A 24,578-nucleotide genomic window follows, 5' to 3' on the forward strand; every position below is an offset into this window, starting at 1 on the left:
CATCTGGCTTTCGGCTATTTGCAGAGATCGCAGGATGAGTGCGTCCAGTAAGTCGCTAACTCTGACCGTCCCAAAAGTTTGCGACACATCCCCGCAAGGCGGATGATCTCGGGACTGGTTTTGAAGTACTTAAAAGAGGCAGGCCTGATCATGGGCAAAAGCTACGCAACCGCCCTGCCCCGCTCAAGCAAAGTTCTTCTGACAAGACCCAGATGGCAGAACAACTATACTTGCTTCAGACCAACCAAATCGGAATAAGAACGCTCACCGCGAGTGATTTGACGTTTGAGGGTGTTCGTTGCTGCTTTTACTTTACCCTCGCCCAATAGCGATGTGATCGCTTGATGTTCCTTGTAAGATTTCTTCGTTCGATTGGAACGCTTGGACAGATGTGTCCGCATAGTTTGGACGATATCACTGACTTTTTGATATCCATCCCGCAGATAACTGTTTCCGCAGGACCTGAAAAACGCGTCGTGAAACTCGGCGTCAAGTTCCAAATACTGCTCGAATTCATCCGCTTCCTGCGCTTCTGACATCTTAGAAACAATTGTAGCCAGCTCATTGATCAGAACCGACGGGTTCTTTTCAAGCGCCTGCTCCAAAGCTGCAGATTCTAGGATGAGCCGATACTGGCAAAGCTGCACCACGTCCTCTTGAGAAAGAGAGAATACAAACGCTCCTCGATGAGGAAAGATCTGAACGAGCCCCTGAAGATTCAAAGCCGATAGCGCTTCGCGAATCGGAGTTTTGCTGATGCCCATGGCATTTGACAGCTTCACTTCCGGTAACGATTCACCCAATTGAAACGTGCCATTGATAATGCCTTTTCGTATATGCTCTTCAGCAGTTTTACTCAAAGAATCCGGTCGCTTAATCTGCAAAATCTCGGTCATTTTCACTTCGTCCTATTTCGTCTCTCTAACACAATAGCACAAGTAAGCTTGATTTCTATATTATATCTGATATCTCAGATAATAGATCGAAAAAATAAATCCATGGGAGGAAACCTTGTTCAAGAAATCAACATTGGCGCTTGGCGTCGTCATGTCAGCCGGGCTTGCTTTTGCAGCATCCGCTGAAACAGTCATTAAGGTTGGGCATGGCGCAGCAGAAGCGTTTCATATGCATCGCGCGCTACTGAAATTTGAAGAACTGGTCGAAGCTGGCTCGAATGGTGAGATCGACGTACAGATATTCCCTTCGTCGCAGATGGGCCCTGATCGCGAAATGATCGAAGGTGTTCAAACCGGCGTTCTGGAAATGGCCATTCCTCCTTCCTCTTTCTTCGCGGGCTGGGATCCGGCTTTTGCAGTAATTGAACTGCCCTACATGTATTCCTCCAAGGACATCGCCTTTGATGTTCTTGATGGTGATGCTGGTGATGGCATGCTTGCACGGGTCGAAAACCAGGGATTGGTAGGTCTTGGCTGGCTTGAATTGGGTGTACGCAATGTGACCAACAATGTCCGTCCGGTTGCAACCCCCGCAGATCTTGAGGGTGTTAAGCTGCGTACTATGAAGGTTCCGGCGCATGTGGCGACTTTCGAGACGCTCGGGGCCAACCCGACGCCAATGAACTTTGGTGAGGTCTATTCTGCTCTCCAGCAAGGCGTGATCGACGGCCAGGAAAACCCCCTGGCGATCATTACATCACAGCGTTTCTACGAGGTGCAGAAATACCTTTCGACCACGGGCCATGTCTTTGCGGTCTATATGCCCGTCATCTCCAAACCGTTCTTTGACTCGCTGTCCGCAGAGCATCAGCAACTGGTGCGGGACTCGATGGCCGCCGCACGTGACTATCAGGCGGAACTGGTCGCAAGCGAAGATGCGGAACAGCTGGAACAGATCCGTGCTGCTGGTGTCGAGATTCTGGAACTGACTGCCGAGCAGCGACAAGCCTTTGCAGAAAAAACCGAAAGCGTCCGTCTGCAGTATCGCGACGAGGTTGGCGCCGAAGCCTATGACGACTGGGTAGCAGCGGTTTCCGCAGCGAGCGGAAGCTGACCCTCGGACTACTCAGCCAATACGGGCACCCGTGCCATTAAGGTTCGGGTGCCCCTTTCGTTCAAGGGGAGGTGAACGGTGTCGGTTATCAAATGGATCGATATGAATGCCGAAAAGGTCTTAGCCAGTGCACTTTTGGCCGCGATTGTCTTGTTGATCTTTGGCAATGTGTTCATGCGCTACATTCTGAATGCCTCTCTTTCATGGGGCGAAGAGCTAACGCTTTGGCTGTTTGTATGGTTTGTCTGGCTTGGTGTCAGCTATGCATTCCACACAGGCGATCATGTGCGTATCACGGTCCTGCGTGATGTCCTAAGCGAGCGCGCAAGGCTTTACGCGGATGTTGTGATCGCGCTTCTTGTCCTTGGATTTCTGATCGTTCTGACAATTGAATGCATCAAGCTTATCCGACAGCCTTTTGTCGCCAGCCAGACTTCGGTCGTTTTGGGGCTACCGATTCCGATCCTTTATGCTTCGGCGCCGATTGGCGCGGGCCTGTCCGCGATCCGCGTCACTCAACATCTGTTCCGAACCCTGCGTCTGATCGCAGGAACCAAAGCGTGAGGAACCCTGCATGCTTGCAACAACGCTTTTCTTGACGCTCTTTGCCCTGTTGCTCTTCAGCGTGCCTATTGGCATCTGTCTGGGCTTGGCCACTATGATCGTGATGGTCTTTGTAGATGGCACACCACCCATGGTTCTTCTGGCACGGTCGGTGGTAACAGGCGCGGACTCCTTTCCTCTAATTGCTGTCCCTCTGTTCATATTGGCAGGCGACCTGATGCAACACGGCGGAATGTCTCGCCGACTGGTTGGATTTGCCAATGCGCTGATCGGTCATATCCGGGGTGGGCTGGCTTATGTGAACGTGCTCGCCTGTGTGTTTTTTGCAGCCATATCCGGCTCATCTCCTGCGACCGTAGCCGCCATCGGGTCGAACATGATCCCAGAGATGGAAAAGGTCGGCTATACGCGCAAATTCAGCGGCGCATTGACAGCATCCTCAGGAATGATCGGTGTAATGATCCCGCCAAGTATTCCCTTCATCATCTATGGTGTTACTGCCGAGGTTTCGATCGGCAAACTGTTTCTTGCAGGCGTTGTTCCTGGCATCCTTTTTGCCCTAATGTTCATGTTGGTCGCTCGTGTTCTGCTGCGAAAGGACGAGGTTGTGCAGCAATCGACGACTACGTTCTCAGGCCCGGGCGTCTGGCAGAGCTTCCGGTCTTCCATCTGGGCGCTATTGGTGCCGGTAATTATCCTTGGGGGCATCTACAGCGGTATCTTCACCCCAACCGAAGCCGGTGCCGTGGCCGTAGTCTATGCCGCTTTCATCGGCATATTCGTCTATGGCGACATCACCCTCAAGGACCTGCCAGAGGTTTTGGCGGGCAGTGCAAAGACCAGCGGGACCATTCTGATATTGGTGATCATGGCGACCGCCTTTGGCAGGTTGATCACGCTCGCAAGAATCCCGACAGAGCTCGCAACAACGATCACCAGCCTGTCCGACAACCCAATCATCATCCTGTTGCTGATCAATCTGCTGTTGTTGGTGATCGGCATGTTCATGGAGACGATTTCGTCGATCATCATCATGACGCCGATCCTGCTGCCGGTTGCAACCGCGCTGGGTGTCGATCCGATCGTTTTTGGTGTCATCTTGACGGTCAACCTGGCCATTGGGTTCTGCACACCGCCATTGGGTGTGACCCTGTTCGTGGCCAGTACCATTTCGAAGGTTTCCATCGAAAGCCTCAGCCGGGCGATCCTGCCATTCTTTGTCGGCATGCTGATCTTGTTGATGTTCATCACCTATGTGCCCGCAATTTCCTTGGCCCTGCCATCCCTTTGGTGACCGACTGAGGAGCTTCAAACGTTAGACAAAGAACAGAGGACCCGGATGGATCTGGACCTTTCCCACCCGTCGATAGAAGACCTTCGGAAAACCGCACAAAAGCGCATTCCGAAGTTTGCCTTCGAATACCTCGACAGCGCGACCGGCCGGGAGCTGGGGTTGAAGGTCAACCGGGACGCACTTGACGCCATCGGATTCATGCCGCGTGTACTATGCGGCCGAACAAAGGCCGACCTACAGACTACATTGATGGGTAGAACTTACGATCTGCCATTCGGGATAGCACCGGTAGGTATGTCCGGCCTGATGTGGGCAGGAGCAGAGCGGATGCTTGCAAAGGCTGCGGTTGCTCACAATATTCCGTTTTCGTTGTCCAGCGTGGCGGTTGCTTCACCGGAGGATGTGGCACCTTACATTGGAAAAAACGGATGGTTTCAGCATTACCCGGTGAACTCCGGCGATCTGCGTCGCGCCATGCTGCCGAGGATTAAGGCAGCGGGATTTCATACGCTGATCATCACGGTGGACGTACCAGAAGAAAGCCGGCGCGAACGACAACGCCGCGCCAACTTGACCGTGCCTCCAAAAGCTGACCTGCGCACGCTGACAGAAATGGCGTCACGACCCGCCTGGTGTCTTGCGCATCTGCGCGAGGGCATCATGCCACGTATGCGGTTCTTTGACGATTACGTCCCCGCGCGTGGGCGAGAAAGCTTTACTCATGCAGGCGCTCTGATCCGTGGGATTCCAGATTGGGACTACCTGCGCGAACTGCGGCAGGAATGGGAGGGCCACCTGATCGTCAAGGGTGTCCTGCGGCCGGAGGACGCGCAAAAAATGGTGGCCGAAGGCGTGGATTGCATCTGGGTCTCAAACCACTCCGGGCGTCAATTCGAAGCCGGGCCCGCCGTGATTGACCAACTCCCGAACATCCGCGAGGCGGTCGGTATAGATGTGCCACTGATCTACGACTCTGGCGTTGCCTGGGGATTGGACATCATGCGTGCCCTTGCGAAAGGTGCAGATTTCGTCATGGTCGGGCGCGCCTTTCAATATGCTGTTGCAGCGTTCGGAGCACGAGGGATCGACCATCTCGTTCACATCCTGAAAGCTGACATTGAGGCCAACATGAGCCAGCTTGGTAGCGAAAACCTCGGCAGTCTGGCAGAGCACCTTCTGAGAACCAGCTGATCGGCGCTTGCGGCGCGTGGCGTATCACGCAGGCGCGTTTTCATCCTCGTCAATCAGCCCCTTGACGATCAGATCCGCAGTTGAGCGCGAACATGCCATTGGCAGATCATATACCGTTGCGAGACGGGTCAGAGCCTTAACGTCGACGTCATGTGGCATGGGTGAGAGAGGGTCGACAAAGAAAATCAATGCATCCAGTTTCTCTTCGCAGATCATAGCGCCGATCTGTTGGTCGCCTCCGAGTGGTCCGCTTTTTAGGCAGGTCACATCCAGTTGTGGATAGGCTTGCTTAATGCGGCTGCCGGTGGTCCCTGTCGAAAAGATTTGTACTCTGGACAGGCGGGCCAATTGCAGACCCACCCATTCAACGATTTCGTCCTTTCGCGCATCATGGGCTACGAGGGCGAAACGCGGCGCATCACCGGATGAACTGTTCAACGTAATCTTCTCCAAGACCGACTTCCGCGAAGTGTTTTCGGCACAGATCAATCTTGGTAAAGACATCTTCGTAGCCAGTAACCTCGCCCCACGGATCAACATAGCACATCACGCCATTGACCTGGAAATAGGTTACCATCTCTTCGACATCGTCGGGAACGACCAAGGTATGAGTCTCACCCGGCGGCTCAAAGACATATCCCCCTTCTTCCGCAACCCAATCATGTTCCAGATAATGCCAGCGCCCTTTCAGGACGAAGCCGTGGACTGGCTGTGGATGGCGGTGCCGCGAAAGAACACCAGCTTTGCGTACTTTGAGAAGGTTCATCCAATAACCTTGCGAGCGGTTCAGGCAGAGCGGTCGGAACCAGACGTTCTCTGCCTGCGGAACCCACAGTCTGTCGTCCTCACTCATGGCATTCGGGATCACGATCTCGTCTTGCGCATCCTTGGGGAATGGCAATTGATATGGCATTCGGGCGGTGTCATCGTCATTCATAGATTTTCCTCACATAGCGAGATAGCCGCCGTCGACCGGATAGATCGATCCGGTCACAAAACTGGCGTTTTCACTCAAAAGCCATTGCACAAGCGCACCGACTTCTTCGGGTTTCCCCCAGCGCTTCATTGGCGTACGCGCCATGATCCCCGCTGTTCGTTCAGGGTCTTCCCGGAGGCCCTGGGTCATCTCTGTCTCAATCCAACCCGGCGCGATGGCATTGACCCGGATACCGTCTTCGGCCCAGCGACCTGCGAGCGCCTTGGTCAACTGTGCCACGCCGCCCTTAGAAGCGGAATACGCCGGAACCAAAGGCCCACCAAAGGTACTGAGCATAGAGGCGGTGTTGACGATGGCCCCGCTCGCTTCAGCCAACAATGGATGCGCGGCAAGACAGCAGCGCATGGTGCCAGTCAGATTCACATCGAGCACCTTGGCGAAGACGTCGATGTCATATTCTTCGCCACGCAAAAGAATACCTGCGCAGTTCACCAAGGCATCGAGACCCGTGAGTTCGCCGAATACATCATTGATGGACGTCTGGTCGGTGACATCCAAGAGCTGCACCTTTAACCCGTCCCGAGGCTCGAATGCATCCAATTCGGATTGGGAGGCGGATGCGGCAATGACGGACCAACCTGCGTCTGCCAACGACCGTGCAACACCCGCACCAATCCCTCGCGTACCGCCCGTTACAAAGGCCTGTTTCATCCAAGTTCCTCCAATACACTGGTGAAGGCGCGCGCGCGCCTGCCGATATCATCCAATGTATAGCTCGGTTTGAACAGTGCGGATCCCAGCCCATATCCATCTACACCCGCGGCATGATACGGCGCCATCGTATCCGGCGTTATGCCCCCTACCGCAGCGACGACTGCGTCTGCAGGCAATACGGCGCGCATGGCAGAAATGGCAGCTGGCGGCACCATTTCCGCCGGAAAGAATTTGAGGACCGATGCTCCGATATCCAACGCCGTAAAGGCCTCGGAGGGGGTCATGACTCCTGGACACCAATAAAGATCCCGAGCGACAGCCGCGCGCCCGACGTCCGGGTTCATATTGGGCGACACGATGATACGCCCGCCTGCATCAGCAACCGCCGCGACCTGATCCACAGTCAACACTGTGCCAGCGCCGACGATGGTCTGAGCGCCATGTTTCACGGCGATCTGCCCTATCGATTCCAGCGGGTCCGGTGAGTTGAGCGGTACTTCGATTATCCGAAACCCGGCATCGAAGAGTACATCAGACACCGGGCGCGCATTTTCTGGTGCCAGCCCCCGCAAAATCGCAATTAGCGGGTTCTCGGCAAGAGCTGCGGTGAGGTCAATCATCCGACCAACCCCGCAGCGCGAGCAATCAGAAAATGCCCTTTCGCAACGATATCGTCAGGCGCGCGACGGCTGTCGAAACCAGCAGTTCGAAGCGCTATTTCGTATCGGTCAGACAAATCACTTCGTCCAACAACAGTGATCGTGCCGACGTCTTCTAATGCGCCGGTCGCGGCAGCAACCTCGGTCCCGATCAACAAGCCCGACAAGTAGTCGGCCGTGGCAACCTTTGGGATTTTACCCATGAGAGGAAGCGTCCGAACGTGAAACAGGCTGTGCAGCAGGTTCGACTCACCACTGAGGCCCGCCTTGACGCCCATCACGAAGGCGACTTCGCTGAAGGCGTCCTCTTTCATCAAGGTGCCAAGGATCGTGTGTTCTTTCAGCGCCGAAAAGATCTCACCTGTCATGTAGGTCGAGAAATCCACGATCTTCCCATCCGCAACTTGAACCCATTTGCTGTGCGTTCCCGGCATCACGAACATACCTTCGCTTAAACCGAGCGAAGATGCCCCGATAATCTGGGTCTCCTCGCCGCGCATTACGTCGGGTCCTCCGGCATGTTCTGTCGACGCACCAGTCACAAAGTGAATGCGCGCTCCGTTGGCCGCTTCGTGGGGGACCAACGCCCGCGCCAGACCGCCAGCACCCAGCGGCATTTCGGCATATTGCGTTTCGACCCAGCCATTGCGGCTGGTGATCATGCCGGATGCCAGGATCGGCAGGTTAGTGTTGGAGACCCAAGGGCCGATGAGACGATCAAGGACCGCGTCAAAGGTTTGCCCCGCAACCTGCATGATGCCTTCAGGCGACGAGACCCCATCGATCACCTCGCCCTCCGCACCGATTAGAAATGCACGGAACGATGACGTGCCCCAATCTACGCCGATCAGCGCTGGCTCAGATGCGACCGAATTCATTCAGCAGATCCTCAACGGTTTTGCCTTGGGCCACCCATTTACGGGTTTCCTCTTCACGGTCAGCCTGCTCTTGGGCAAGGCGCACGGTTTCTTCGGCAATTTCCTGTGGAACCACAACGACGCCCATAAGATCAGCTACGATGAAATCTCCGGGGTTTACGACGACGCCCCCACAGGCAATGGGCACATTAATCGAAAGTTCTTCTTTACGTTCCGAGAACATCGTGTGCGTTCCGCGCGGCGTGATCGCGCGCGTCCAGATTGGCCAGTTGATGTCTTCCAACTCATCTGTGTCGCGCCCAGTGCCATCGACGATCATACCGCGAATGCCACGGTTCTTGGCCAGACCACCCATCAAACCGCCGCAGACCGACGTTTGACGATCTCCGCCCGCGTCCACAACGATCACGTCCCCGGGTTGTCCCATTTCAAGCGCTCGCAATGGGTCGACCAGGTCGCCTTTTGAAAGCTGAACCGTCACGGCTTGGCCTGTAACCTTGGCGCGGAAAGCGGGTTTGATGGCGCTGTCCATCACGCCTGTTCGGTACTGCACATCCGCAAAAATGGCAGCGGCAGAGTACGCCTCCAACACCTTGTCGAATTTTTTGAGAAGTTCCGGGTTTCTCTCAAAATCATTGAAAACCCTGAGGTCCGTGCTGACGTCTGGCATTCTTGTCTCCTGTTATGCGGTAGATACGGCCAATGCGTCGGCATTGACGGTATAGTCGGGGTTTTGCCCTGTCAGGACCTTGGCCACCTGAGTGGCCGCGGTGACCCGCGCTGCGTGTATGGATTCCTCGGAATAGTAGGCCGCATGTGGCGTTACGAGCACGTTGGGCAGTGTGAACAACGGGTTGTCATTAGGCGTCCAGTTGGCGCGCTTGGCCGGCTCTTCTTCGGGGTCGTCGAGCCCTGCAGCGGCCAGATGGCCTTCGGTCAGCGCCCGGAATAGGGCTTTGTTGTCGACCGTTGGTCCGCGTCCGGTGTTCACGAGTATCGCACCGGGTTTCATGACCGAGAATTCGGCATCCGACAAAAAGTGATGCGTGTTCGGCGTCATCGGTGCCTGCATCAGGATATAGTCGGACCTTGCCAGCAATTCGGGCTTGCTCACCAGCTCGACCCCAATCTTTGCCGCGACTTCTCTTGGCAAATACGGGTCGTAGGCGATGACCGTAACCCCGAAAGATTGCGCCCGCGCCACGATGGCTTGCCCGATTTTACCCAGCGATACGACACCCATCGTCCGCCCGCGCAAACGGTAGACCGGCTGCCCGCTTTGCCATTTCCAGATCCCTGCATGAGTGGCCCGATCATAGTCAGGCAACTTGCGCGCCAGGGTCAACCAAAGGGCAATCGCATGATCGGCGACCTCCTCGGTGCAATAGTTTTGCACATTGGTGACGAGGATACCTTTTTCCGTCGCCGTGCCGACATCCACGATATCCACGCCTACGCCATAGCGCGCGATGACCTCGCAGTTTCGCATCCGTGTGATCGTTTCTTTCCCGATCCGGGCATATTGGTTCATCATCGCTGCGCAATGCGGCGCGACATCGAACAGGTCTTCCTGACACTTGGCCTGAAGCGCAATCACCTCGGCTCCTGCGGCTTCCAGGATTTCCGTCTCAACGGCAACATCACCAAAGTCGTAATCGGTGATCACGACCTTGGGTTTGTCCGTTCTGGGGGGAAAGGCGGCGCGATCAGTCATAAGCACCCGCCGAATACGTCAATTCGTACGAGTGGCTATAGAGCTCGAAAATGTTGCCAAAAGGGTCTTCCATATAGACCATGCGATAGGGCTTTTCACCTGGGTAATACTTGCGCACTTGGCTCATGCGCTGGCGCCCGCCCAGATGTTCGATAACCTTGACGCGGCCTTCCAGATCCTCGTCCTGTACGCAGAAATGAAACAAGCCACGCCGCCAATATTCAAACGGGCGTTCTTCTTCGACGGTCTTCGGGAACTCAAACAATTCGATGCCAACACCGTCGCCCATCGACAAATGCGCGATGCGGAAGCTTCCCCAACCTTCCCCAAATACATCATCGCACATCTGACCGATGGCGCTTTCGTCATGCAGGATTTCAGTAGGTTCCATCAGCACGTAGAGGCCAAATGCCTTGGAATAAAACTCCACGGCTTTTTCCAGGTCGGGAACTGTGATGCCGATGTGAGAGAAAGTGAGAGCGGCCATGTAGGGCTCCTCCAGTTAGAAGTTAAAGAATGTTGCGAACGATGCCGCCTTCGATCCGGTGCGCAGAACCATTGGAGGCTGTGCTTGCAGAGATCGTGACGATCATGCGGGCGACTTCGTCTGGTTGGACAAAGCGTTGTATGAGCGATGTGGGCTCATCTGATTTGAAGTAATTGTCGACGATCGTATCGAGCGGCTCACCCTTTTGATCGGCGAGGCCGTCAAAATAGGCTTCGACACCTTCGGTCCAGGTTGGACCAGGCAGGATCGAGTTAACCCGGACTTTTGTCCCCTTTGTCAATTCTGCCATGCCACGTGTCAGACCTAACATGGCAGTTTTAGTGACTGAATAATGCACCATCTGAGGGAGCGGTTTCACTGCCGCTTCGCTGGCCATGTTGATGATAGATCCCTTATCCCGGCCAAGCATGTCAGGCAGGAAAATGCGGCTCATCCGAACGGCGGACAGGACATTGATGTTGAAGTAATGCATCCAGTCGTCATCCGTGAGATCCTCAAAAGGCTTAACCGAAAAGATGCCGACATTATTCACCAGAACGTCTACGGCACCGCGAGCTCGCGCAAAATCCGCCAGTGTTTCTGCATCTGAGGTCTTGGTTAGGTCGGCCGCAATGCCCTCAACGTCGCCCAGAGATGATAGGTCGTCGACGCAGTCGGACACTTCCGCCTCGGTCAGGCCATGCACGATGACCCGCGCGCCCTCTTCCAGGTAGACCCGGGCAGTGGCTTTGCCGATGCCGGAACCTGAGCCAGTCACCAGAACCAGCTTATTTTTGAGCCCCAGATCCATCTCAGGCCTCCTTCTTAACGTTAGATGACTGCTGCGATGAAGGGCGACCGAACATTCGACCCATCAAGCCCGAAATTTCCGCGCGCCACATGTCTATACCGACGGCCAACAGAATGATCAGGCCCAGCACGATGTTCTGAACCGAAGATGGCGCAGCGTTCAGGTTCAAACCATTCTGGACGATAACGATTGTCATCGCCCCCATCAGCGTGGCGAGGATGTTGCCGCGGCCGCCTGCAAGGCTGGCTCCGCCGACAACAGCAGCGGCAATGGCCTGCAGTTCCAGCGTCTGGCCATAGTTGGGCGAACCAGAGTTGAGGCGCGCTGACATCAGGATCGCACCAACCGCAGTCATGAAACCTGCGATGACAAATGTCGTCGTCTGAACTTTACGTACGTTGATGCCCGTCAGAACGGCAGCGGCTGGGTTGCCACCCACGGCATAGATCTCACGGCCGAGTTTCGTGAAGTTCATAGTGAACGCGGCAAGGACGTAGAAGAACACTAGGTAGAAGAAAGGCATCGGAACGCCGAACAGCTTGCCGTAAAATATTGGCTCCAGCGCCGGATCCAGCGAAAAGATCGGCGATCCATTGTTGAAGGTCAGCGCAAGGCCCCTGAAGGCAATCAACGCTGCCAATGTTGTGATGAAAGACGGGATACGCCCGTAGGCTGTTATCAGCCCAATGAACAGACCAAGCAATCCGCCCATGAGAAGAATGAGTGGCAATGCCAGTACCAGTGGAATGCCAACAAATTTCAACATCTGCGCAAGGATCATGGTCAGCAACGCCACCATAGACCCGGAACTCAGATCGATGCCCGCAGCGAAGATCACGATAGTAGACCCGATTGCGATCAAGGCCACGATGCTTACCTGTAGGGACAGGTTTGAAAGGTTACCCGGGTTCAGGAAGCGTTCCGTCGTAAGTGCCACGATCAGTGCGACGATCACCATTGCTGCAAATGGTCCGATCAACTGGGTGTCAAAGATCCGCTTCATGCGAAAGCCTCCTTAGGCTTGGATTGAGGAGTGTCGGCGGATGCGCGCACAAGGTCGTCATGAGTAAGGTCGGATGCATCGACCGTGCGCACTATCGTTCCGTGCTGCACGACGGCAATTCGATCGCTCATCGCAAGCAACTCATCATGGTCTGAACTGATCAGAATGATCGATTTTCCCGCCCGCGTGAGCCTGTTAATCAGCTTGTAAACAGCGATCTTAGCGCCGATATCGATCCCTTGCGTCGGTTCATCAAGGATCAGGATGTCAGAAGCTGAGAACAGCCAACGTGCAATCACGATCTTCTGCTGATTACCACCAGACAAGAAGTTGACCGTCTTTTCCTCAGCCTGGGTCGAGATTTCCAAATCGCGGATCAGGTCATGGGTAGCTTGCTCTTCCGCCTTGAGATTCAACACGCCGAACCGACTAAGCCCGCCGAGGGAGGCTGCGGTTACGTTCCCGCTTGCGCGGAAATTGAAGAACAACCCGTCAAACTTTCGGTTCTCTGGAACAAGAGCCAAACCCGCACGGATCGCATCAATTTCCCGGCGAAAGCGAACCGGTTTGCCGTTCAGTGATATCTGCCCGGCGGTTAGCTCATCTGTCCCGAATAGGGCGCGGGCAATCTCTGTGCGGCCACTGCCCAATACACCACCCAAGCCCAGAACTTCACCCCGGTGCAACGAGAACGATACATCTTTCACGCCCGAATTGGTGCCCAGACCTGCCGCTTCCAGCACAACATCCTTGGTCGCGTTCTGCTCCTTGGGATAGTGCTCACCAATGTCCTCACCGACCATTGCGCTGACAATTTCAGAGACGTTGATCTTGGTCTCGCCACTTGCACGCACAACACAGCCGTTGCGCAGGATCGTCACTTCATCAACGATCCGTTCAACCTCATCCAGCCTGTGCGACACATAGAGAATAGCGGTTCCGCGTTCACGCATATTGCGCAGTAACTGGTGCAGGCGTTCAATTTCATCTTCACCCAATGCCGCCGTTGGCTCATCCAGGATGATCATGCGGGCGTCCATCGCGACGGCTTTCGCGATCTCGACCAGTTGTTGCTCGCCTACCGATAGCGAGCCGGTGATCGTTTCGGGAGAAACATCGACATCCATTTCCGCCAAAACGCGCGCGGCTTCGTTGTGGACCTTGGCCCAGTCGATCACGCCAAAGCGGGACCGAGGCATATTGCCAAGGAAGATGTTTTCGCCAACCGACAAGGTGGGCACGATAGAGAATTCCTGAAAAACTGTTGCGACGCCCAGTTCACGTGCCGCCTGCGGGTCGCTGATCGTGACCGGCTTGCCATTGTGCAGGATTTGACCGCTATCGGGTTGCTGCACGCCGGACAGTGTCTTGATCATAGTCGACTTGCCACAGCCGTTTTCACCCAGCAGCCCATGAATGGAACCGGGCATAAGCCGGATACTGACCTTGTCATTCGCCAGTACCCCAGGATAGGCCTTGGTGATATCGACAAACTCCCAAAGTGGCGTTGCGGGTGTCATTGCGATTGCCTCGACAAAAGTGAAACTCGGTCGGTTTGCGACCCGGCAGCACGCGCACGCGCCACCGGGAAGCGGGGAGAAAGCTCAGTACTCTTTGGACGGCTGCGGGAAGAGCTTTTCTGGCTCTTGCAGCACGTTGATCGCACCGTCTTTGTCTTCAATTGATGTGGGCGTTTCGATCCAGCCGCCGGGATAGGACCCGTTGAGCGCATCAATGGTTGCGTGCATAGCCGCCTTACCCATCAAAAACGGTGAGGTGTTGACGGTTGCCGTGATGTTGCCAGCCGCAATTTCTTCAAGGCCGGACGTGTCGCCATCGTTACCCAAAAGAACGATGTCATTGCGGCCAAGTGCCTTCGCAGCAAAGGATGCCCCGATGATCATGTAGTCGTTCGCCGCGAAGATCATGTCGAGATCGGGGTTCGACTGCAGGATGTCCATACCAGCAGTGTTGCCGCCCTCAACGTTCCATTTACCGTCGATAGACACCACAACGTCGAAGTTTTCGTTGCCCTCGATACCATCGAGGAAGCCACCCACACGCTCGGTTGAGTGATAGCCAGGCTGCCCTTCGATAATGCCGACCTTCAACGGTTTATCGCCATAAGTCTCAATGGCCCAGTCAGCGATAGCATGCGTGCCGTTGCGCTGAGAGTACCCGACAACGCCATGAATGGGTGTCGGGAAGTTCGGAATGTCCGAGTTGATCATCAGAACTGCCATGCCCTTGTCGACGGCCTGCTTCAGCAGTGGTGCCGCAGCAAATTCATCGTGTGTTCCAAAGATTATCGCATCCACGTCCTGCGTCAGCACATCCTGGATCATGCCCATTTGGCCGTTGATGTCCGCACCGGACTGGGGCGCAAGCATGAACACTTCGACCCCGGCCTCAGCAGCAACCGCTTTGATGCCTTCACCGATGGCGATGTAGTAGTTGAACTCGGTCGCCGGCGGCATATACGCGATCCGGAACGTTTCGTTCTTGGGTTCTATCGCATCGATCGGCGCTTGTGCCCCGTCCTCAAGTGGAACCGGCGCTGGATAATTTTCCGCCAGAGCGACCGTTGCCAGCGTGGCGAACCCTGCGGCAAGCGTAGTGGTCATTAGCGTTTTCAACATAGTTTTCTCCTCCAGAATTTCGTTGGTTATCCTTTGAATGGCGCGTCGATCACGCCACGAACGCCGGGTTTCACAGCAAAGAGGCCGCCGGATTCCGGTTCTTTTGTTAAAGTTGCTTCATCACTCATCAGCCTTGAGGTCGTGATGAACAGCGTGTCGAGATCAGGGCCACCAAAAGCGCAACAGGTGGGCTTCCAGACAGGCACCTCGATCACGCGATCTATCGTGCCGTCAGTTGCGACTCGAACAATGCGATGGCCTTCCCATTCGGCGTTCCAGACACCCCCTTCGGCATCAACACAGGACCCATCAGGCAAGCCAGGTTCATCATTAAAAGAAGCGTGCTGCCGAGGGTTCGAAACGGTTCCACTGCGGGTGTCGTAATCAAATGCGACGATTTCCCGATCCGGGGTATCGGCGAAGAACATCGTCTCACCGTCGGACGTAAAGCAAGTCGAATTGGCGCAAGACACTCCTTCGATAATCGTCCGTACACTCAAATCCTTATCCACGCAGATGACCGACGAGTCGGCGTTACCAGAAACTTCATTCATGCCTCCGACAATCAATCGCCCCTGGCGATCGGTTCGCCCGTCGTTCAGCCGTGTTTCTGGGTTGTTCGGCTCGAATCGTGCCACGAGGGTTTGCTCGCTACTCGGCGAATCGAACAAGACAACTCGATCCGCATAAGCAACAATCAGACCGCCAGACGCGCGCGGCGCGAAGCAACACACGCGCTCCGGCATCTCATGAGAGGCGGTGTCTGACGTTTTAGGATCAAATGACCAAAGCGCACAGCCTTCAATATCGGTCCACCAGACAAGACCATCGGCGGGATTCCAGAAAATCCCTTCCCCGTGCTGGTTCTTACAATCGACGACCAACTCTGCGCGCACTTTTTGATCTCCCAAATACATTCTGATATCTGATATACCAGCTTGCCTAATCTGGTGTATCAGATATCTTGCATCTGGCAACACCTTTTTTTGGAGATATCCTCAGATGGCGCTTGAGAGACCCAAGTCTTTGCGTGAACTCGCACTGGAACATTTGCGGAATAGTATTATCGATGGCTCCCTGAAAATGGGTCAGGTTTTGTCGGAGCGAAAAATCTCCGAAGAGCTGGGCGTATCAAAATCGCCAGTACGCGAAGCACTCGCTCAATTACGTGACGAAGGGTTGGTCAGTATCGAGCCTCAAAAAGGCGCACGCGTTTTTTCGCTGTCTGAGCCGGAAGTGACTCAGATCTGCGATTTCAGACAGGCTATCGAAACTGCCGCCTTTGAACTTGCGTTGTTGCGGAACCCGGAAGGTCTTGCCAGCGACATGCAGCGTGTCGTGAAGGACATGGAGAAGGAACGCAGGCGAGGTAATGAAAAGGGCTACCTTTCACTGGATACCACATTTCATCAGTTGATTTTTGAACATGCCGGTAACGATTATCTGACGGCCAGCTATACACGCTACATCGGTAAGATTGCCGCATTGCGAACCCATTTGGCGAAGCTGCCACAGCATACTGAGCTCTCCTTCGACGAGCATTCGAAAATCGCTATTGCCGTTCGCGAAGGTGACATGGCCAAAATCAAATCTCTTCTCACAGCGCATATTGACCGCACCAGACAAGCCTACAAAAGCGCCGCCATCGTCCTCGAAGGAGCGACCGCATCCTAGCAAAAACGTAGCTTCGTTGTGACGGGGGCGGGCCAGAACGGCGCCGCCCCTTTCTTTTGGGCACCTCACGGTCTTTTCTTTTTAAGTTGACATCTGAGATATCAGATGCCAATCAAAAGGCGGGAGGAAGCTTGTATGACGCCAGCAATGAAACCTGACTCACCGGGGCTACAGCCACTGATCCAGCTGGATCGGGTTGGCAAAAGCTTCGGCACGAACATTGTTTTGGATGGCGTCGACTTTGAATTGAGACCCGGCGAAGTTCACGCGCTATGCGGGGAAAACGGCGCCGGAAAATCCACCTGTCTCGGCCTGTTTTATGGACTTCACCAACCTTCTGCTGGGCGTATCCTGTGCGACGGCAAGGAACAGCGGGTCGAAAGCCCGTCGCATGCGCAATCCCTGGGCATCGGCTGTGTTTTCCAGGAGCTCAGCCTCGCTGGCGCGCTCTCTGTTGCAGAAAACATCTACGCGGGCCGCGTACCCACCCGGTTCGGCGTAGTTGACTGGCCCGAACTGCGCCGCCGAGCGGAGGCGTTGCTGGCGGAATTCGGTCTGGATATCGACGTCTCAACACCCGTGGAAAACTTGCCGATCAGCTCCCGCCAGATTGTTGAAATCGCCAAGGCTCTGTCGTTGAATTCCCGCGTCCTTTTGCTGGATGAACCGACATCGGCATTGGCACCCGACGAAGTAGACGCACTATTCGAAGTCCTAAAGTCCCTGACAAAGAAAGGGATTGGCATCGTCTATGTCAGCCACCATATGGCCGAGATTTTCCAGATCTCGGATCGCATTACCGTTTTGCGAGATGGGCGCCACATCAGCACTTTACCGGTTTCGGAAACTTCTCAGGAACAAGTCGTCGCCGAGATGATCGGCGGCGCTCACCCCGGTGATGTCACGCGGTCAGGTAAGGTTAACGGCGAAGAGGTTTTGCATGTCCAAGAATTAACCCATCCAGATGAATTCGAAGACATTTCTTTCTCCATTAAAGCCGGAGAGATTGTAGGGATGGCAGGGTTGATGGGCGCTCGCCGCAGCGAGATTGTTCGATCGATTGTCGGGTTGATGCATGGCGCGACCGGGGAGATCAGACTGCACGGCAAGCCTGTTAACTTTGCGTCCTTGCGGCAGGCGATGCGTGCTGGGGTCGGGTTTGTTCCCGAGGAACGCAAGACTGAAGGCCTCTTTCTGGAACAATCACTCAGCGACAACCTGATCGCGGCCAGTCTTTCCGATCATGCGTCTGCTGGGTTCATGCGTTCGGGCTCGATCAAAGCAGCCAGCCAAATAGCCATTGACGCATTCAGTGTCAAAACCAGCGGGATTAACGAACTTGTTGGTGATCTCTCAGGGGGCAATCAGCAAAAGATTATGTTGGCCAAGTGGCTCAAACGCGCGCCAGCTCTTCTGATCATTGAGGAGCCCACAAAAGGGGTCGATGTCGGAGCCAAATTCCAAATCCACACGGAACTTTTGCGTCGAGCAGCCGAGGGAATGGCCATCCTCGTCGTGTCATCCGATTTTCCCGAACTGGTCTCTCTCTCGACCCGCATCCTTGTCGTCCACGACGGTCGCCTCATGGGAGACATCGCAGCCGCTGAGGCAACCGAAACCACGCTTCTTCAAATGGCCGCTGGAAATTCCGTTCCAATTGTGGACGCACCCCAAACCAATCAATCAGGAGTCGCGACGTGACCATGACCGCTCAAGCCAACTTGCCCATGAAGCGTCCGCTGCTGCGCCGTGTTCTACAAGCTTTTGTCGATATTCGTGAACTGACGCTGATCGTTCTGATCGCCGCCATCATCATCGTGATGTCCAACGTTAATCCCTATTTCCTCAGCTTCTCGAACTTTCGAGCCGTGGCCGTGGGCATGGCCCCGACCGCGATCATCGTGATCGGTATGGCGATCTTGCTTGCCTCTGGCGGGTTCGATCTTTCCGTTGGATCGGTTATGGCTTTGTCTTCTACCGTCGTAGCCATGCTGCTTTTGACTGGCATGCCAATTCCGCTCGCTGTGGTATGCGGATTGGTGCTGGGTGGAATTGTCGGCGTAGTGAACGGTTTGCTGGTGACCGGCCTCGGGATCAATCCGCTTATCGCGACCCTCGGCACGATGTCGATCGCGCGAGGCATCGCTCTTGTCCTGACCGAAGGTTTTTCTGTCTCAAGCCTGCCGGCATCATTTGCCTGGATCGGCAAAGCTGACATAGGCGGCTTTCCGGTAATCGTCTTGTTCACCATTCTGCTCGTCGTTCTGTTTGACCTGGCCGTCCGCCATACGCGCTTTTTCCGTCAGGTCTATTTCATCGGCGCCAATGAAAAGGCCGCGATGTTGTCAGGCATCCATGTCACACGCGTACGTATCATTCTGTACGCACTGACCGGTATTCTGGCTGCTTTGGCGGGTGTATTGCTGGCCTCCCGCCTGATGAGCGGCACGCCCACGGCAGGCAACGGTATCGAACTTCAGGTTCTGGCGGCTGCGGTCATCGGTGGCGCATCCCTACGCGGCGGCGAAGGTACTATTCTCGGTGCTTTCCTCGGCGTCGTTTTTGTCGCGTTGATCAACAACACTATGACGATGCTGGCCGTATCGATCTACTGGCAGATGATCGTCATCGGCGGTGTGCTCGTTACAGCGGTGGCCTTGGACATGCTGATCCGAAGCAAACGGGGCTAATCCATAAGCTTTCCAAAACCCAACAACAACCAAAGATCCAAAACAGGGAGACTACGATGACTGAATTGAATGTGAATCGGCGCAGGCTGCTGACAGCGGGCACCACCGCTGGATTGGCCGCAGCGTTCGGACTGCCCATGCTGTCCAAAGAAGCCATGGCACAAGCGGCCGGCAAAGAGTATGTGTTCCTGTCCATCGTAACGCAGGTGCCGTTCTGGGTGGACTATCGCAATGCGATGGAAGACCTTGAAGAGTTAATGGGCATCAAGGCCACATTCACCGGCCCGTTGGATTTCGACACGGCCGCACAAGCACGCCAATTGGATGAACTGATCGCAAGACGTCCCGCAGGCATCCTTATCTTCCCCGGTGATCCGGCCACTCTGGCTCCCGGCGTCGAACGTGCGGTCGAGGCGGGCATTCCGGTCACATGTTGTATTGGCGATATTCCCGACAGTCCCCGGTCCACATTCCTTGGTATCAACGGCGTACAGGCAGGACGTGTCGGCGGTGAAATGCTCGCGCAAGCGATTGGCGGGAAAGGCAAGGTTATCCTCGGCACTTTCCCTGCCCCCTCCACATTGGAGCGGGTCGAGGGGTACAAACAAATCTTTGCTGAGAAATACCCAGATATCGAGGTCGTCGACGTCGTCAACGATAAGGCCGACCCGTCCTATGCGCCGACAGCCTACCTTCAGGCAATTCAGGCGAACCCGGATATTGTTGGCATTGGCGGCACGGACGGCGACAGCGGCAAAGGCGCGGCAATTGCCGTCAATGAGGCAGGACGCAAGGACATCAAGATCGTCGCGATGGACCGAAATGATGATATGCTTCCCTATATCGAAGACGGCACAATTCACGGCGCTGTGGCTCAGAAATCCTATCTGGAGATCTTTCTCGCCTTCCACATGATGCATTGGCAGAACACTGATGCGCTGAAGGTCTTGCCCGATTGGAAGGCGGCTGGCATCAATCCTCTACCCGAGCGCGTTGAAACCGGGGTTATGCCGATTACTGCCGAGAACGTCGTCCAGTTCAAGCACACCTAAGGGATTGTCCCGGCGCATTCGATCGCGCCGGGAAACCGATAGGAGGGGGTACATGTCGGACAGATGGAGCGTTCTTCACCTGCAGCAAAACGATCTGCAGCTGACACTCCTGCCCGGCATCGGGGGCCGCCTATGGGATATAAACTTCCAAGGTCGCTCCCTCCTATTTCAGAACGCAGATCTCGACGGTTTGGATGTCGATGACACACGGCTTACTGATCTGCCCACACGCTCTCCACAATTTGGTTTTCCGCTCTGGGGCGGAGAGAAGACGTGGATCGCCCCAGATGCATCCTGGGTAAACGGCGCTCCGTTTCCCGTGTTAGACAGCGGCTCTTACCAGATCACTTCAAGAAGCAGCACTCGTATCGACATGACCAGCGCAGTATGCCCGACCTCGCACTTGTCAGTGTCGCGCCGCATCACGCTAACCTCGGCGGAAAGCTGGGAAATAGAACACATCGTGGTCAACCATGGGACCTCCTCGCGCCTGACCGGCATTTGGTCAGTCATGATGCTTAACACCCCCACCAAGGTCGGTGTCGAATTGCAAGACCCTGCATTTTATCCTGTTTTTGGCTCTGCCGAAGGGATGATAGCGACGCACGGCAAAAGCATTGTCGTGGATTGCAACAGACAGCAGGAAATCAAGGTCGGGCTACCGAACCCCAACGGTCGTACATTGATACGGTGCGGCGCTGATGCCCCGTTGCTAATGTGCTCGGTACCAGAACCTCAAAAGGGCGATCAATTTGCACACGACTATCCGTTTGAGGTCTTTAACTCGGGCGATTACGCCTATTGCGAAGCGGAGTGGCACTCCCCGGCACGCAACCTCGCACCGAATGAAACGCTGAATTTTCGGCAGACGTTCCGCGTCTTGGCGGAGGAAGATGCATCCCAAATGCCATTGGGACTCGCAAACAACAAGGAATTCCTGTCATGCATGTCCTGATTACAGGCGCTGGTGGGCATCTCGGCCGCAAACTTTTTGACGCGCTAGAAAGCGACCCCGACTACACCGTTTCTGGCATCGACATTCGCCCCGTTGATCATCCCGACATTCACACCGCAGACCTGTCCGACGACAGCAGTTGGGTCAGTTTGCTAAAGGGAGTGGACGTTATCGTGCATCTAGCTGGTGACCGAGAGCCCTCCGCCACTTGGGCCTCCGCGATCAAACACAATATGGATGCAACGCTTTCTCTCTATCACCATGCGGCAGCCATGGGCGTCAGGCGCGTGGTTCTTGCCAGCTCCAACTGGGTTCACGGCGACAAAAGGTTCACGCATCAGGTGCTCAACAGCGCGACACCACCAGGGCCAGTAAACGCCTACGGCATGTCAAAGTTATTCTGTGAACGGACAGGGGCCTATTTCGCTGAGCATCACGGACTATCGGTCATCTGCTTGCGCATCGGCTGGACGCAATGGACTCACGGCAACCAACCCGGCACACACATGGCGATGGGCCGGTGGGGTCAGGAAATGTGGTTGAGTGATCGGGACTTTCTAAGCGGAATGCGCGCCGCAATAGATGCCAAGGATATTTCCTTCGCAGCCCTAAACCTAATGTCAGATAACCCAGGTATGCGCTGGGATATCACCGAAACACGACAAACGATTGGCTACTCTCCAGAGGATGGAAGCCCCGCGAAAACAACAGTGGGCATTGTCTTAAGATCCACGCTGAAACGACTGTTTACAGACCGACTCCCCAGCTACGTCACGACACGTTTTCCAGATTGGTAAAGTACAAGGTCCGGGCACTGTTGTTGCGTTGTGCAATCATTTTCAGAAACCTCGCATCGAAGTAAGCGCTGAAAAGGTCAGCGTTGTCCGCTTTGCATTCGACGGAGAGCGACAGAACGAGCGCCAGATATCGCAGCCGTTGGATGATTGATAGCACGGTAACGAACCGCGAACGTCGCTGTATGGGTATAATGAGAAGCGATCTCTGGTTGAGTGGTCAACTGCCCTGCGGACGAGACGAACCAGCACTTCAATCCGCCGGATAGCAGCCGTTGATACTGTGCACGGAAAAAGAAAACATCGCACTCGGCTGGGCCGCTATTGCACGCTCGTTCGAGAAGTAGCCCTATAAACTGCTTTTGCCTTCTTCTCGACATAAGCAAGATGACATTTCGAAAGTCCGCATTGGGCTCTGAGCCGTCTTTCGCCGCGCTCCGCCTGAATGACCGCTATGCGGACAAAGCGGAAATTCGAAGACATGGTAATAATGACGTATTATCATCGGGTCTGAATGTGCGGCTTTCGAAAAAAAGCGCGTTTTGATTTCAGCAAGTCTTGGGAGGTTTATTATGCTCAGGTACCTAAATTCCGCTTTGTTCTCTTCCATATTTGTAATTTCGGGCGCAGCCAACGCGCAGTTCTTACCCTCTGAACAGTCCCTTCAAGACCTTTACCCCGGCACAGCCTATTCACCCAATGCTCAACGCAGCTTTCCATCGCGCGTATTTTGGGGAGACACTCATATTCACACCGGTCTTTCAATGGACGCAGGTCTTTTCGGGAACACGACCGATCTTGACACAATGCTTCGGTTTGCGCGCGGCGAAGAGGTCGTCTCGGCCACAGGGCAGCCTGTTAGGCTGGCGCGACCGCTAGACTGGATCGTGACAACGGAACACTCGGATGGAATGGGCATGATCACCGATCTGGCTAAAGGTTCTCCCAACATTTTAGAGTCAGAACAGGGCTCCCGCTGGGCAAAAGGTCTGCAAGAAGGCGGCGAGGCGTCTGCAGCAGCAGCTCTGGACCTGATCACTACGTTCTCTCAAGGAAACATGGATCCGGACTTGATCGCAGATTATTCTCCCGGATCGCCCATCTATGCCTCGGTCTGGGAACACATGATAGCTACTGTGGAAACGTTCAACGATCCGGGAGACTTCACGGCTTTCCACGGCTTTGAGTGGACGTCGCTGATCCGGGGCAACAACATGCACCGCAATATCATTTTTCGTGACAATGCAGACCGGGTCAAACAAGTCCAACCTATGACGACGCAGGCGCCCATCGGCTCTACAGACCCGATGGACTTGTACAAATGGTTGGAGGCCTATGAGGCCGATACGGGTGGACAAGCTTTTGCACTCGCGCACAATGGAAACCTGTCAAACGGCATCATGTTCCCATCTGAAACACGTTACAATGGCGAACCCGTGGACGAAGCCTATGCAATGGCGCGGATGAGATGGGAACCGCTTTACGAAATCACCCAGATCAAGGGAGACGGCGAGGCGCACCCCGCACTTAGTCCCGATGACGAGTTTGCGAATTACGAAACCTGGGATGCGGGCAACCTCGATCTAACTGAAGCCAAAACGCCAGATATGCTTGCAGGCGAATATGCGCGCGAGGCACTTAAGCAGGGGTTCGCCATCGAGGCGCGCACGGGCGTAAACCCATACAAATTTGGCTTGTCTGGCGCGACGGACAGCCATACATCGCTGGCAACCGCTGACAGCGACAATTACTTTGGTAAAGCAACAAATGCAGAGCCATCGTTGACCCGCGCATCGCATCCGTTCACCGAAACAGAAAATGGCGTTTTCCCCGGTTGGTCATTGGTGGCGTCAGGCTACACAGGTGTCTGGGCCGAAGAGAACACTCGGGCTAGTCTATGGGATGCCATGGTGCGCCGCGAGGTTTATGCCACAACAGGTCCGCGCATGGCCGTGCGGTTCTTTGGGGGATGGGAGTTCGACGAGGATGACATGAGGTCTCGCGCTCCAGCCTTTGTTGGATACGAAAAGGGTGTTCCGATGGGTGGTGATCTGCGCCCGGCAACGTCCGATGCGCCAACCTTCATGGTCTATGCATTGCGCGATCCCATCGGAGCCAATCTTGATCGCATCCAGATCGTCAAGGGCTGGATGGACAGCGAAGGGAACTTGTCCGAAAAAGTCTATGATGTGGCGTGGTCGGATGAACGTGAACTGGACGCTGACGGTAAACTGCCGGCTGTAGGTAATACGGTCGATTTGGAAGCAGCAAACTATATCAACACCATCGGCGCTTCAGAGCTAGGAACGGTCTGGACAGACCCAGATTTTGATGCGTCCGAGCACGCGTTTTACTACGCTCGCGTCATTGAAATCCCGACGCCACGCTGGGTCGTTTACGACAAAGTGCGTTTGGGCGCTGACATTCCCGAAGAAGCGACATTGATCGGACAAGAGCGCGCGTATACGTCGCCGATCTGGTATTCACCGAATAACTAAGAGAACGCTTTTTT

Annotated in this window: 25 protein-coding genes and 1 pseudogene; 11 read left to right on the forward strand and 15 right to left on the reverse strand. The window is 55.0% G+C overall.

The annotated features are described in order from the left end of the window. Nucleotides 1-86: 86 nt before the first annotated feature. Nucleotides 87-158: pseudogene (locus ACR0MQ_RS20880) on the reverse strand (IS6 family transposase); the annotation flags it as partial. 66 nt (nucleotides 159-224) lie between these two features. After that, nucleotides 225-896, reverse strand: a complete 672-nt coding sequence (locus ACR0MQ_RS20885; protein ID WP_170596893.1) for a GntR family transcriptional regulator — start codon at nucleotides 894-896, stop codon at nucleotides 225-227. 115 nt (nucleotides 897-1,011) lie between these two features. Between ACR0MQ_RS20885 and ACR0MQ_RS20890 the strand changes: the two genes are divergently transcribed. The 4 genes from ACR0MQ_RS20890 (at nucleotide 1,012) to ACR0MQ_RS20905 (ending at nucleotide 5,059) form a co-directional block, all read left to right on the forward strand. Continuing rightward, nucleotides 1,012-2,010 carry a TRAP transporter substrate-binding protein gene (locus ACR0MQ_RS20890; protein ID WP_319544659.1) on the forward strand — a complete coding sequence of 333 codons (999 nt, stop codon included), beginning with the start codon at nucleotides 1,012-1,014 and terminating at the stop codon, nucleotides 2,008-2,010. A 78-nt stretch (nucleotides 2,011-2,088) separates the two neighbouring features. After that, nucleotides 2,089-2,574 (forward strand): TRAP transporter small permease, encoded by a 486-nt coding sequence (locus ACR0MQ_RS20895; protein ID WP_170347550.1) that lies wholly within the window; start codon nucleotides 2,089-2,091, stop codon nucleotides 2,572-2,574. 10 nt (nucleotides 2,575-2,584) lie between these two features. Next, on the forward strand, nucleotides 2,585-3,868 hold the full coding sequence (locus ACR0MQ_RS20900; protein WP_480610568.1) for a TRAP transporter large permease: 1,284 nt from the start codon (nucleotides 2,585-2,587) through the stop codon (nucleotides 3,866-3,868). Between the two features lie 45 nt (nucleotides 3,869-3,913). Next, nucleotides 3,914-5,059, forward strand: coding sequence for an alpha-hydroxy acid oxidase (locus tag ACR0MQ_RS20905; protein WP_117868139.1), 1,146 nt, complete (start codon nucleotides 3,914-3,916; stop codon nucleotides 5,057-5,059). Nucleotides 5,060-5,083: 24 nt separating this feature from the next. On the opposite strand, the gene ACR0MQ_RS20910 is transcribed toward ACR0MQ_RS20905, so the two are convergent. From ACR0MQ_RS20910 to ACR0MQ_RS20970, 13 genes are all read right to left on the reverse strand, one after another. Continuing rightward, nucleotides 5,084-5,497 carry a methylglyoxal synthase gene (locus tag ACR0MQ_RS20910; RefSeq protein WP_117868137.1) on the reverse strand — a complete coding sequence of 138 codons (414 nt, stop codon included), beginning with the start codon at nucleotides 5,495-5,497 and terminating at the stop codon, nucleotides 5,084-5,086. Beyond that, the gene (locus tag ACR0MQ_RS20915) at nucleotides 5,478-5,996 is read right to left on the reverse strand and encodes a 2,4'-dihydroxyacetophenone dioxygenase family protein (RefSeq protein WP_170596888.1); all 519 of its coding nucleotides are present in this window, start codon (nucleotides 5,994-5,996) and stop codon (nucleotides 5,478-5,480) included. Before ACR0MQ_RS20915 ends, ACR0MQ_RS20910 begins: the two co-directional genes overlap by 20 nt. A 9-nt stretch (nucleotides 5,997-6,005) precedes the next feature. Continuing rightward, the gene (locus ACR0MQ_RS20920; protein WP_117868134.1) at nucleotides 6,006-6,707 is read right to left on the reverse strand and encodes an SDR family NAD(P)-dependent oxidoreductase; all 702 of its coding nucleotides are present in this window, start codon (nucleotides 6,705-6,707) and stop codon (nucleotides 6,006-6,008) included. Further along, nucleotides 6,704-7,330, reverse strand: a complete 627-nt coding sequence (locus ACR0MQ_RS20925; protein ID WP_010437258.1) for a 2-dehydro-3-deoxy-6-phosphogalactonate aldolase — start codon at nucleotides 7,328-7,330, stop codon at nucleotides 6,704-6,706. The genes ACR0MQ_RS20920 and ACR0MQ_RS20925 overlap by 4 nt, the downstream gene beginning before the upstream one ends. Continuing rightward, nucleotides 7,327-8,247, reverse strand: a complete 921-nt coding sequence (locus ACR0MQ_RS20930) for a 2-dehydro-3-deoxygalactonokinase (RefSeq protein WP_319544660.1) — start codon at nucleotides 8,245-8,247, stop codon at nucleotides 7,327-7,329. Before ACR0MQ_RS20930 ends, ACR0MQ_RS20925 begins: the two co-directional genes overlap by 4 nt. Continuing rightward, nucleotides 8,228-8,917, reverse strand: a complete 690-nt coding sequence (locus ACR0MQ_RS20935) for an RraA family protein (protein WP_108861947.1) — start codon at nucleotides 8,915-8,917, stop codon at nucleotides 8,228-8,230. The genes ACR0MQ_RS20930 and ACR0MQ_RS20935 overlap by 20 nt, the downstream gene beginning before the upstream one ends. Before the next feature lie 12 nt (nucleotides 8,918-8,929). Next, a complete protein-coding gene (locus ACR0MQ_RS20940; protein ID WP_319544661.1) occupies nucleotides 8,930-9,961 on the reverse strand; it encodes a C-terminal binding protein in 1,032 nt (343 codons plus the stop codon). Further along, nucleotides 9,954-10,448, reverse strand: a complete 495-nt coding sequence (locus ACR0MQ_RS20945) for a lactoylglutathione lyase family protein (RefSeq protein WP_319544662.1) — start codon at nucleotides 10,446-10,448, stop codon at nucleotides 9,954-9,956. The genes ACR0MQ_RS20940 and ACR0MQ_RS20945 overlap by 8 nt, the downstream gene beginning before the upstream one ends. Nucleotides 10,449-10,470: 22 nt before the next feature. Beyond that, complete coding sequence (locus tag ACR0MQ_RS20950; RefSeq protein ID WP_319544663.1) at nucleotides 10,471-11,259, reverse strand: SDR family NAD(P)-dependent oxidoreductase; 789 nt, start codon at nucleotides 11,257-11,259, stop codon at nucleotides 10,471-10,473. 1 nt (nucleotide 11,260) lies between these two features. Continuing rightward, a complete protein-coding gene (locus tag ACR0MQ_RS20955) occupies nucleotides 11,261-12,262 on the reverse strand; it encodes an ABC transporter permease (protein ID WP_050606102.1) in 1,002 nt (333 codons plus the stop codon). Beyond that, complete coding sequence (locus ACR0MQ_RS20960) at nucleotides 12,259-13,782, reverse strand: sugar ABC transporter ATP-binding protein (protein WP_117868124.1); 1,524 nt, start codon at nucleotides 13,780-13,782, stop codon at nucleotides 12,259-12,261. The genes ACR0MQ_RS20955 and ACR0MQ_RS20960 overlap by 4 nt, the downstream gene beginning before the upstream one ends. Before the next feature lie 84 nt (nucleotides 13,783-13,866). Further along, nucleotides 13,867-14,901 carry a sugar ABC transporter substrate-binding protein gene (locus tag ACR0MQ_RS20965; RefSeq protein ID WP_117868122.1) on the reverse strand — a complete coding sequence of 345 codons (1,035 nt, stop codon included), beginning with the start codon at nucleotides 14,899-14,901 and terminating at the stop codon, nucleotides 13,867-13,869. A 26-nt stretch (nucleotides 14,902-14,927) separates the two neighbouring features. Further along, on the reverse strand, nucleotides 14,928-15,797 hold the full coding sequence (locus ACR0MQ_RS20970) for an SMP-30/gluconolactonase/LRE family protein (protein ID WP_480610574.1): 870 nt from the start codon (nucleotides 15,795-15,797) through the stop codon (nucleotides 14,928-14,930). A 106-nt stretch (nucleotides 15,798-15,903) separates the two neighbouring features. Between ACR0MQ_RS20970 and ACR0MQ_RS20975 the strand changes: the two genes are divergently transcribed. The 7 genes from ACR0MQ_RS20975 (at nucleotide 15,904) to ACR0MQ_RS21005 (ending at nucleotide 24,564) form a co-directional block, all read left to right on the forward strand. Continuing rightward, nucleotides 15,904-16,575 carry a GntR family transcriptional regulator gene (locus ACR0MQ_RS20975; RefSeq protein ID WP_170431691.1) on the forward strand — a complete coding sequence of 224 codons (672 nt, stop codon included), beginning with the start codon at nucleotides 15,904-15,906 and terminating at the stop codon, nucleotides 16,573-16,575. Nucleotides 16,576-16,710: 135 nt separating this feature from the next. Beyond that, nucleotides 16,711-18,276, forward strand: coding sequence for a sugar ABC transporter ATP-binding protein (locus tag ACR0MQ_RS20980; RefSeq protein WP_480610577.1), 1,566 nt, complete (start codon nucleotides 16,711-16,713; stop codon nucleotides 18,274-18,276). Between the two features lie 2 nt (nucleotides 18,277-18,278). Next, nucleotides 18,279-19,265: an ABC transporter permease gene (locus ACR0MQ_RS20985; protein ID WP_174818509.1), complete on the forward strand. Its 987-nt coding sequence runs from the start codon at nucleotides 18,279-18,281 to the stop codon at nucleotides 19,263-19,265. A 56-nt stretch (nucleotides 19,266-19,321) separates the two neighbouring features. Continuing rightward, nucleotides 19,322-20,317, forward strand: coding sequence for a substrate-binding domain-containing protein (locus tag ACR0MQ_RS20990; protein ID WP_010437236.1), 996 nt, complete (start codon nucleotides 19,322-19,324; stop codon nucleotides 20,315-20,317). 52 nt (nucleotides 20,318-20,369) lie between these two features. Then, nucleotides 20,370-21,272 carry a hypothetical protein gene (locus ACR0MQ_RS20995; RefSeq protein ID WP_319544667.1) on the forward strand — a complete coding sequence of 301 codons (903 nt, stop codon included), beginning with the start codon at nucleotides 20,370-20,372 and terminating at the stop codon, nucleotides 21,270-21,272. Next, a complete protein-coding gene (locus ACR0MQ_RS21000; protein ID WP_319544668.1) occupies nucleotides 21,260-22,069 on the forward strand; it encodes an NAD-dependent epimerase/dehydratase family protein in 810 nt (269 codons plus the stop codon). Before ACR0MQ_RS20995 ends, ACR0MQ_RS21000 begins: the two co-directional genes overlap by 13 nt. Before the next feature lie 569 nt (nucleotides 22,070-22,638). After that, nucleotides 22,639-24,564 carry a DUF3604 domain-containing protein gene (locus tag ACR0MQ_RS21005; RefSeq protein WP_319544228.1) on the forward strand — a complete coding sequence of 642 codons (1,926 nt, stop codon included), beginning with the start codon at nucleotides 22,639-22,641 and terminating at the stop codon, nucleotides 24,562-24,564. Nucleotides 24,565-24,578 lie beyond the last annotated feature (14 nt).

Source organism: Ruegeria sp. AN6, from assembly GCF_056540425.1.

What these genes read in the sequence shown, in the direction of transcription:
- ACR0MQ_RS20915 (WP_170596888.1), bottom strand. Translation starts at nt 5,996, where the DNA reads ATGAATGACGATGACACCGCCCGAATGCCATATCAATTGCCATTCCCC.
- ACR0MQ_RS20885 (WP_170596893.1), bottom strand. Translation starts at nt 896, where the DNA reads ATGACCGAGATTTTGCAGATTAAGCGACCGGATTCTTTGAGTAAAACT.
- ACR0MQ_RS20960 (WP_117868124.1), bottom strand. Translation starts at nt 13,782, where the DNA reads ATGACACCCGCAACGCCACTTTGGGAGTTTGTCGATATCACCAAGGCC.
- ACR0MQ_RS20925 (WP_010437258.1), bottom strand. Translation starts at nt 7,330, where the DNA reads ATGATTGACCTCACCGCAGCTCTTGCCGAGAACCCGCTAATTGCGATT.
- ACR0MQ_RS20940 (WP_319544661.1), bottom strand. Translation starts at nt 9,961, where the DNA reads ATGACTGATCGCGCCGCCTTTCCCCCCAGAACGGACAAACCCAAGGTC.
- ACR0MQ_RS20905 (WP_117868139.1), top strand. Translation starts at nt 3,914, where the DNA reads ATGGATCTGGACCTTTCCCACCCGTCGATAGAAGACCTTCGGAAAACC.
- ACR0MQ_RS20990 (WP_010437236.1), top strand. Translation starts at nt 19,322, where the DNA reads ATGACTGAATTGAATGTGAATCGGCGCAGGCTGCTGACAGCGGGCACC.
- ACR0MQ_RS20950 (WP_319544663.1), bottom strand. Translation starts at nt 11,259, where the DNA reads ATGGATCTGGGGCTCAAAAATAAGCTGGTTCTGGTGACTGGCTCAGGT.
- ACR0MQ_RS20935 (WP_108861947.1), bottom strand. Translation starts at nt 8,917, where the DNA reads ATGCCAGACGTCAGCACGGACCTCAGGGTTTTCAATGATTTTGAGAGA.
- ACR0MQ_RS20930 (WP_319544660.1), bottom strand. Translation starts at nt 8,247, where the DNA reads ATGAATTCGGTCGCATCTGAGCCAGCGCTGATCGGCGTAGATTGGGGC.
- ACR0MQ_RS21000 (WP_319544668.1), top strand. Translation starts at nt 21,260, where the DNA reads ATGCATGTCCTGATTACAGGCGCTGGTGGGCATCTCGGCCGCAAACTT.
- ACR0MQ_RS21005 (WP_319544228.1), top strand. Translation starts at nt 22,639, where the DNA reads ATGCTCAGGTACCTAAATTCCGCTTTGTTCTCTTCCATATTTGTAATT.
- ACR0MQ_RS20945 (WP_319544662.1), bottom strand. Translation starts at nt 10,448, where the DNA reads ATGGCCGCTCTCACTTTCTCTCACATCGGCATCACAGTTCCCGACCTG.
- ACR0MQ_RS20900 (WP_480610568.1), top strand. Translation starts at nt 2,585, where the DNA reads ATGCTTGCAACAACGCTTTTCTTGACGCTCTTTGCCCTGTTGCTCTTC.
- ACR0MQ_RS20955 (WP_050606102.1), bottom strand. Translation starts at nt 12,262, where the DNA reads ATGAAGCGGATCTTTGACACCCAGTTGATCGGACCATTTGCAGCAATG.
- ACR0MQ_RS20995 (WP_319544667.1), top strand. Translation starts at nt 20,370, where the DNA reads ATGTCGGACAGATGGAGCGTTCTTCACCTGCAGCAAAACGATCTGCAG.
- ACR0MQ_RS20985 (WP_174818509.1), top strand. Translation starts at nt 18,279, where the DNA reads ATGACCGCTCAAGCCAACTTGCCCATGAAGCGTCCGCTGCTGCGCCGT.
- ACR0MQ_RS20965 (WP_117868122.1), bottom strand. Translation starts at nt 14,901, where the DNA reads ATGTTGAAAACGCTAATGACCACTACGCTTGCCGCAGGGTTCGCCACG.
- ACR0MQ_RS20920 (WP_117868134.1), bottom strand. Translation starts at nt 6,707, where the DNA reads ATGAAACAGGCCTTTGTAACGGGCGGTACGCGAGGGATTGGTGCGGGT.
- ACR0MQ_RS20975 (WP_170431691.1), top strand. Translation starts at nt 15,904, where the DNA reads ATGGCGCTTGAGAGACCCAAGTCTTTGCGTGAACTCGCACTGGAACAT.
- ACR0MQ_RS20980 (WP_480610577.1), top strand. Translation starts at nt 16,711, where the DNA reads ATGACGCCAGCAATGAAACCTGACTCACCGGGGCTACAGCCACTGATC.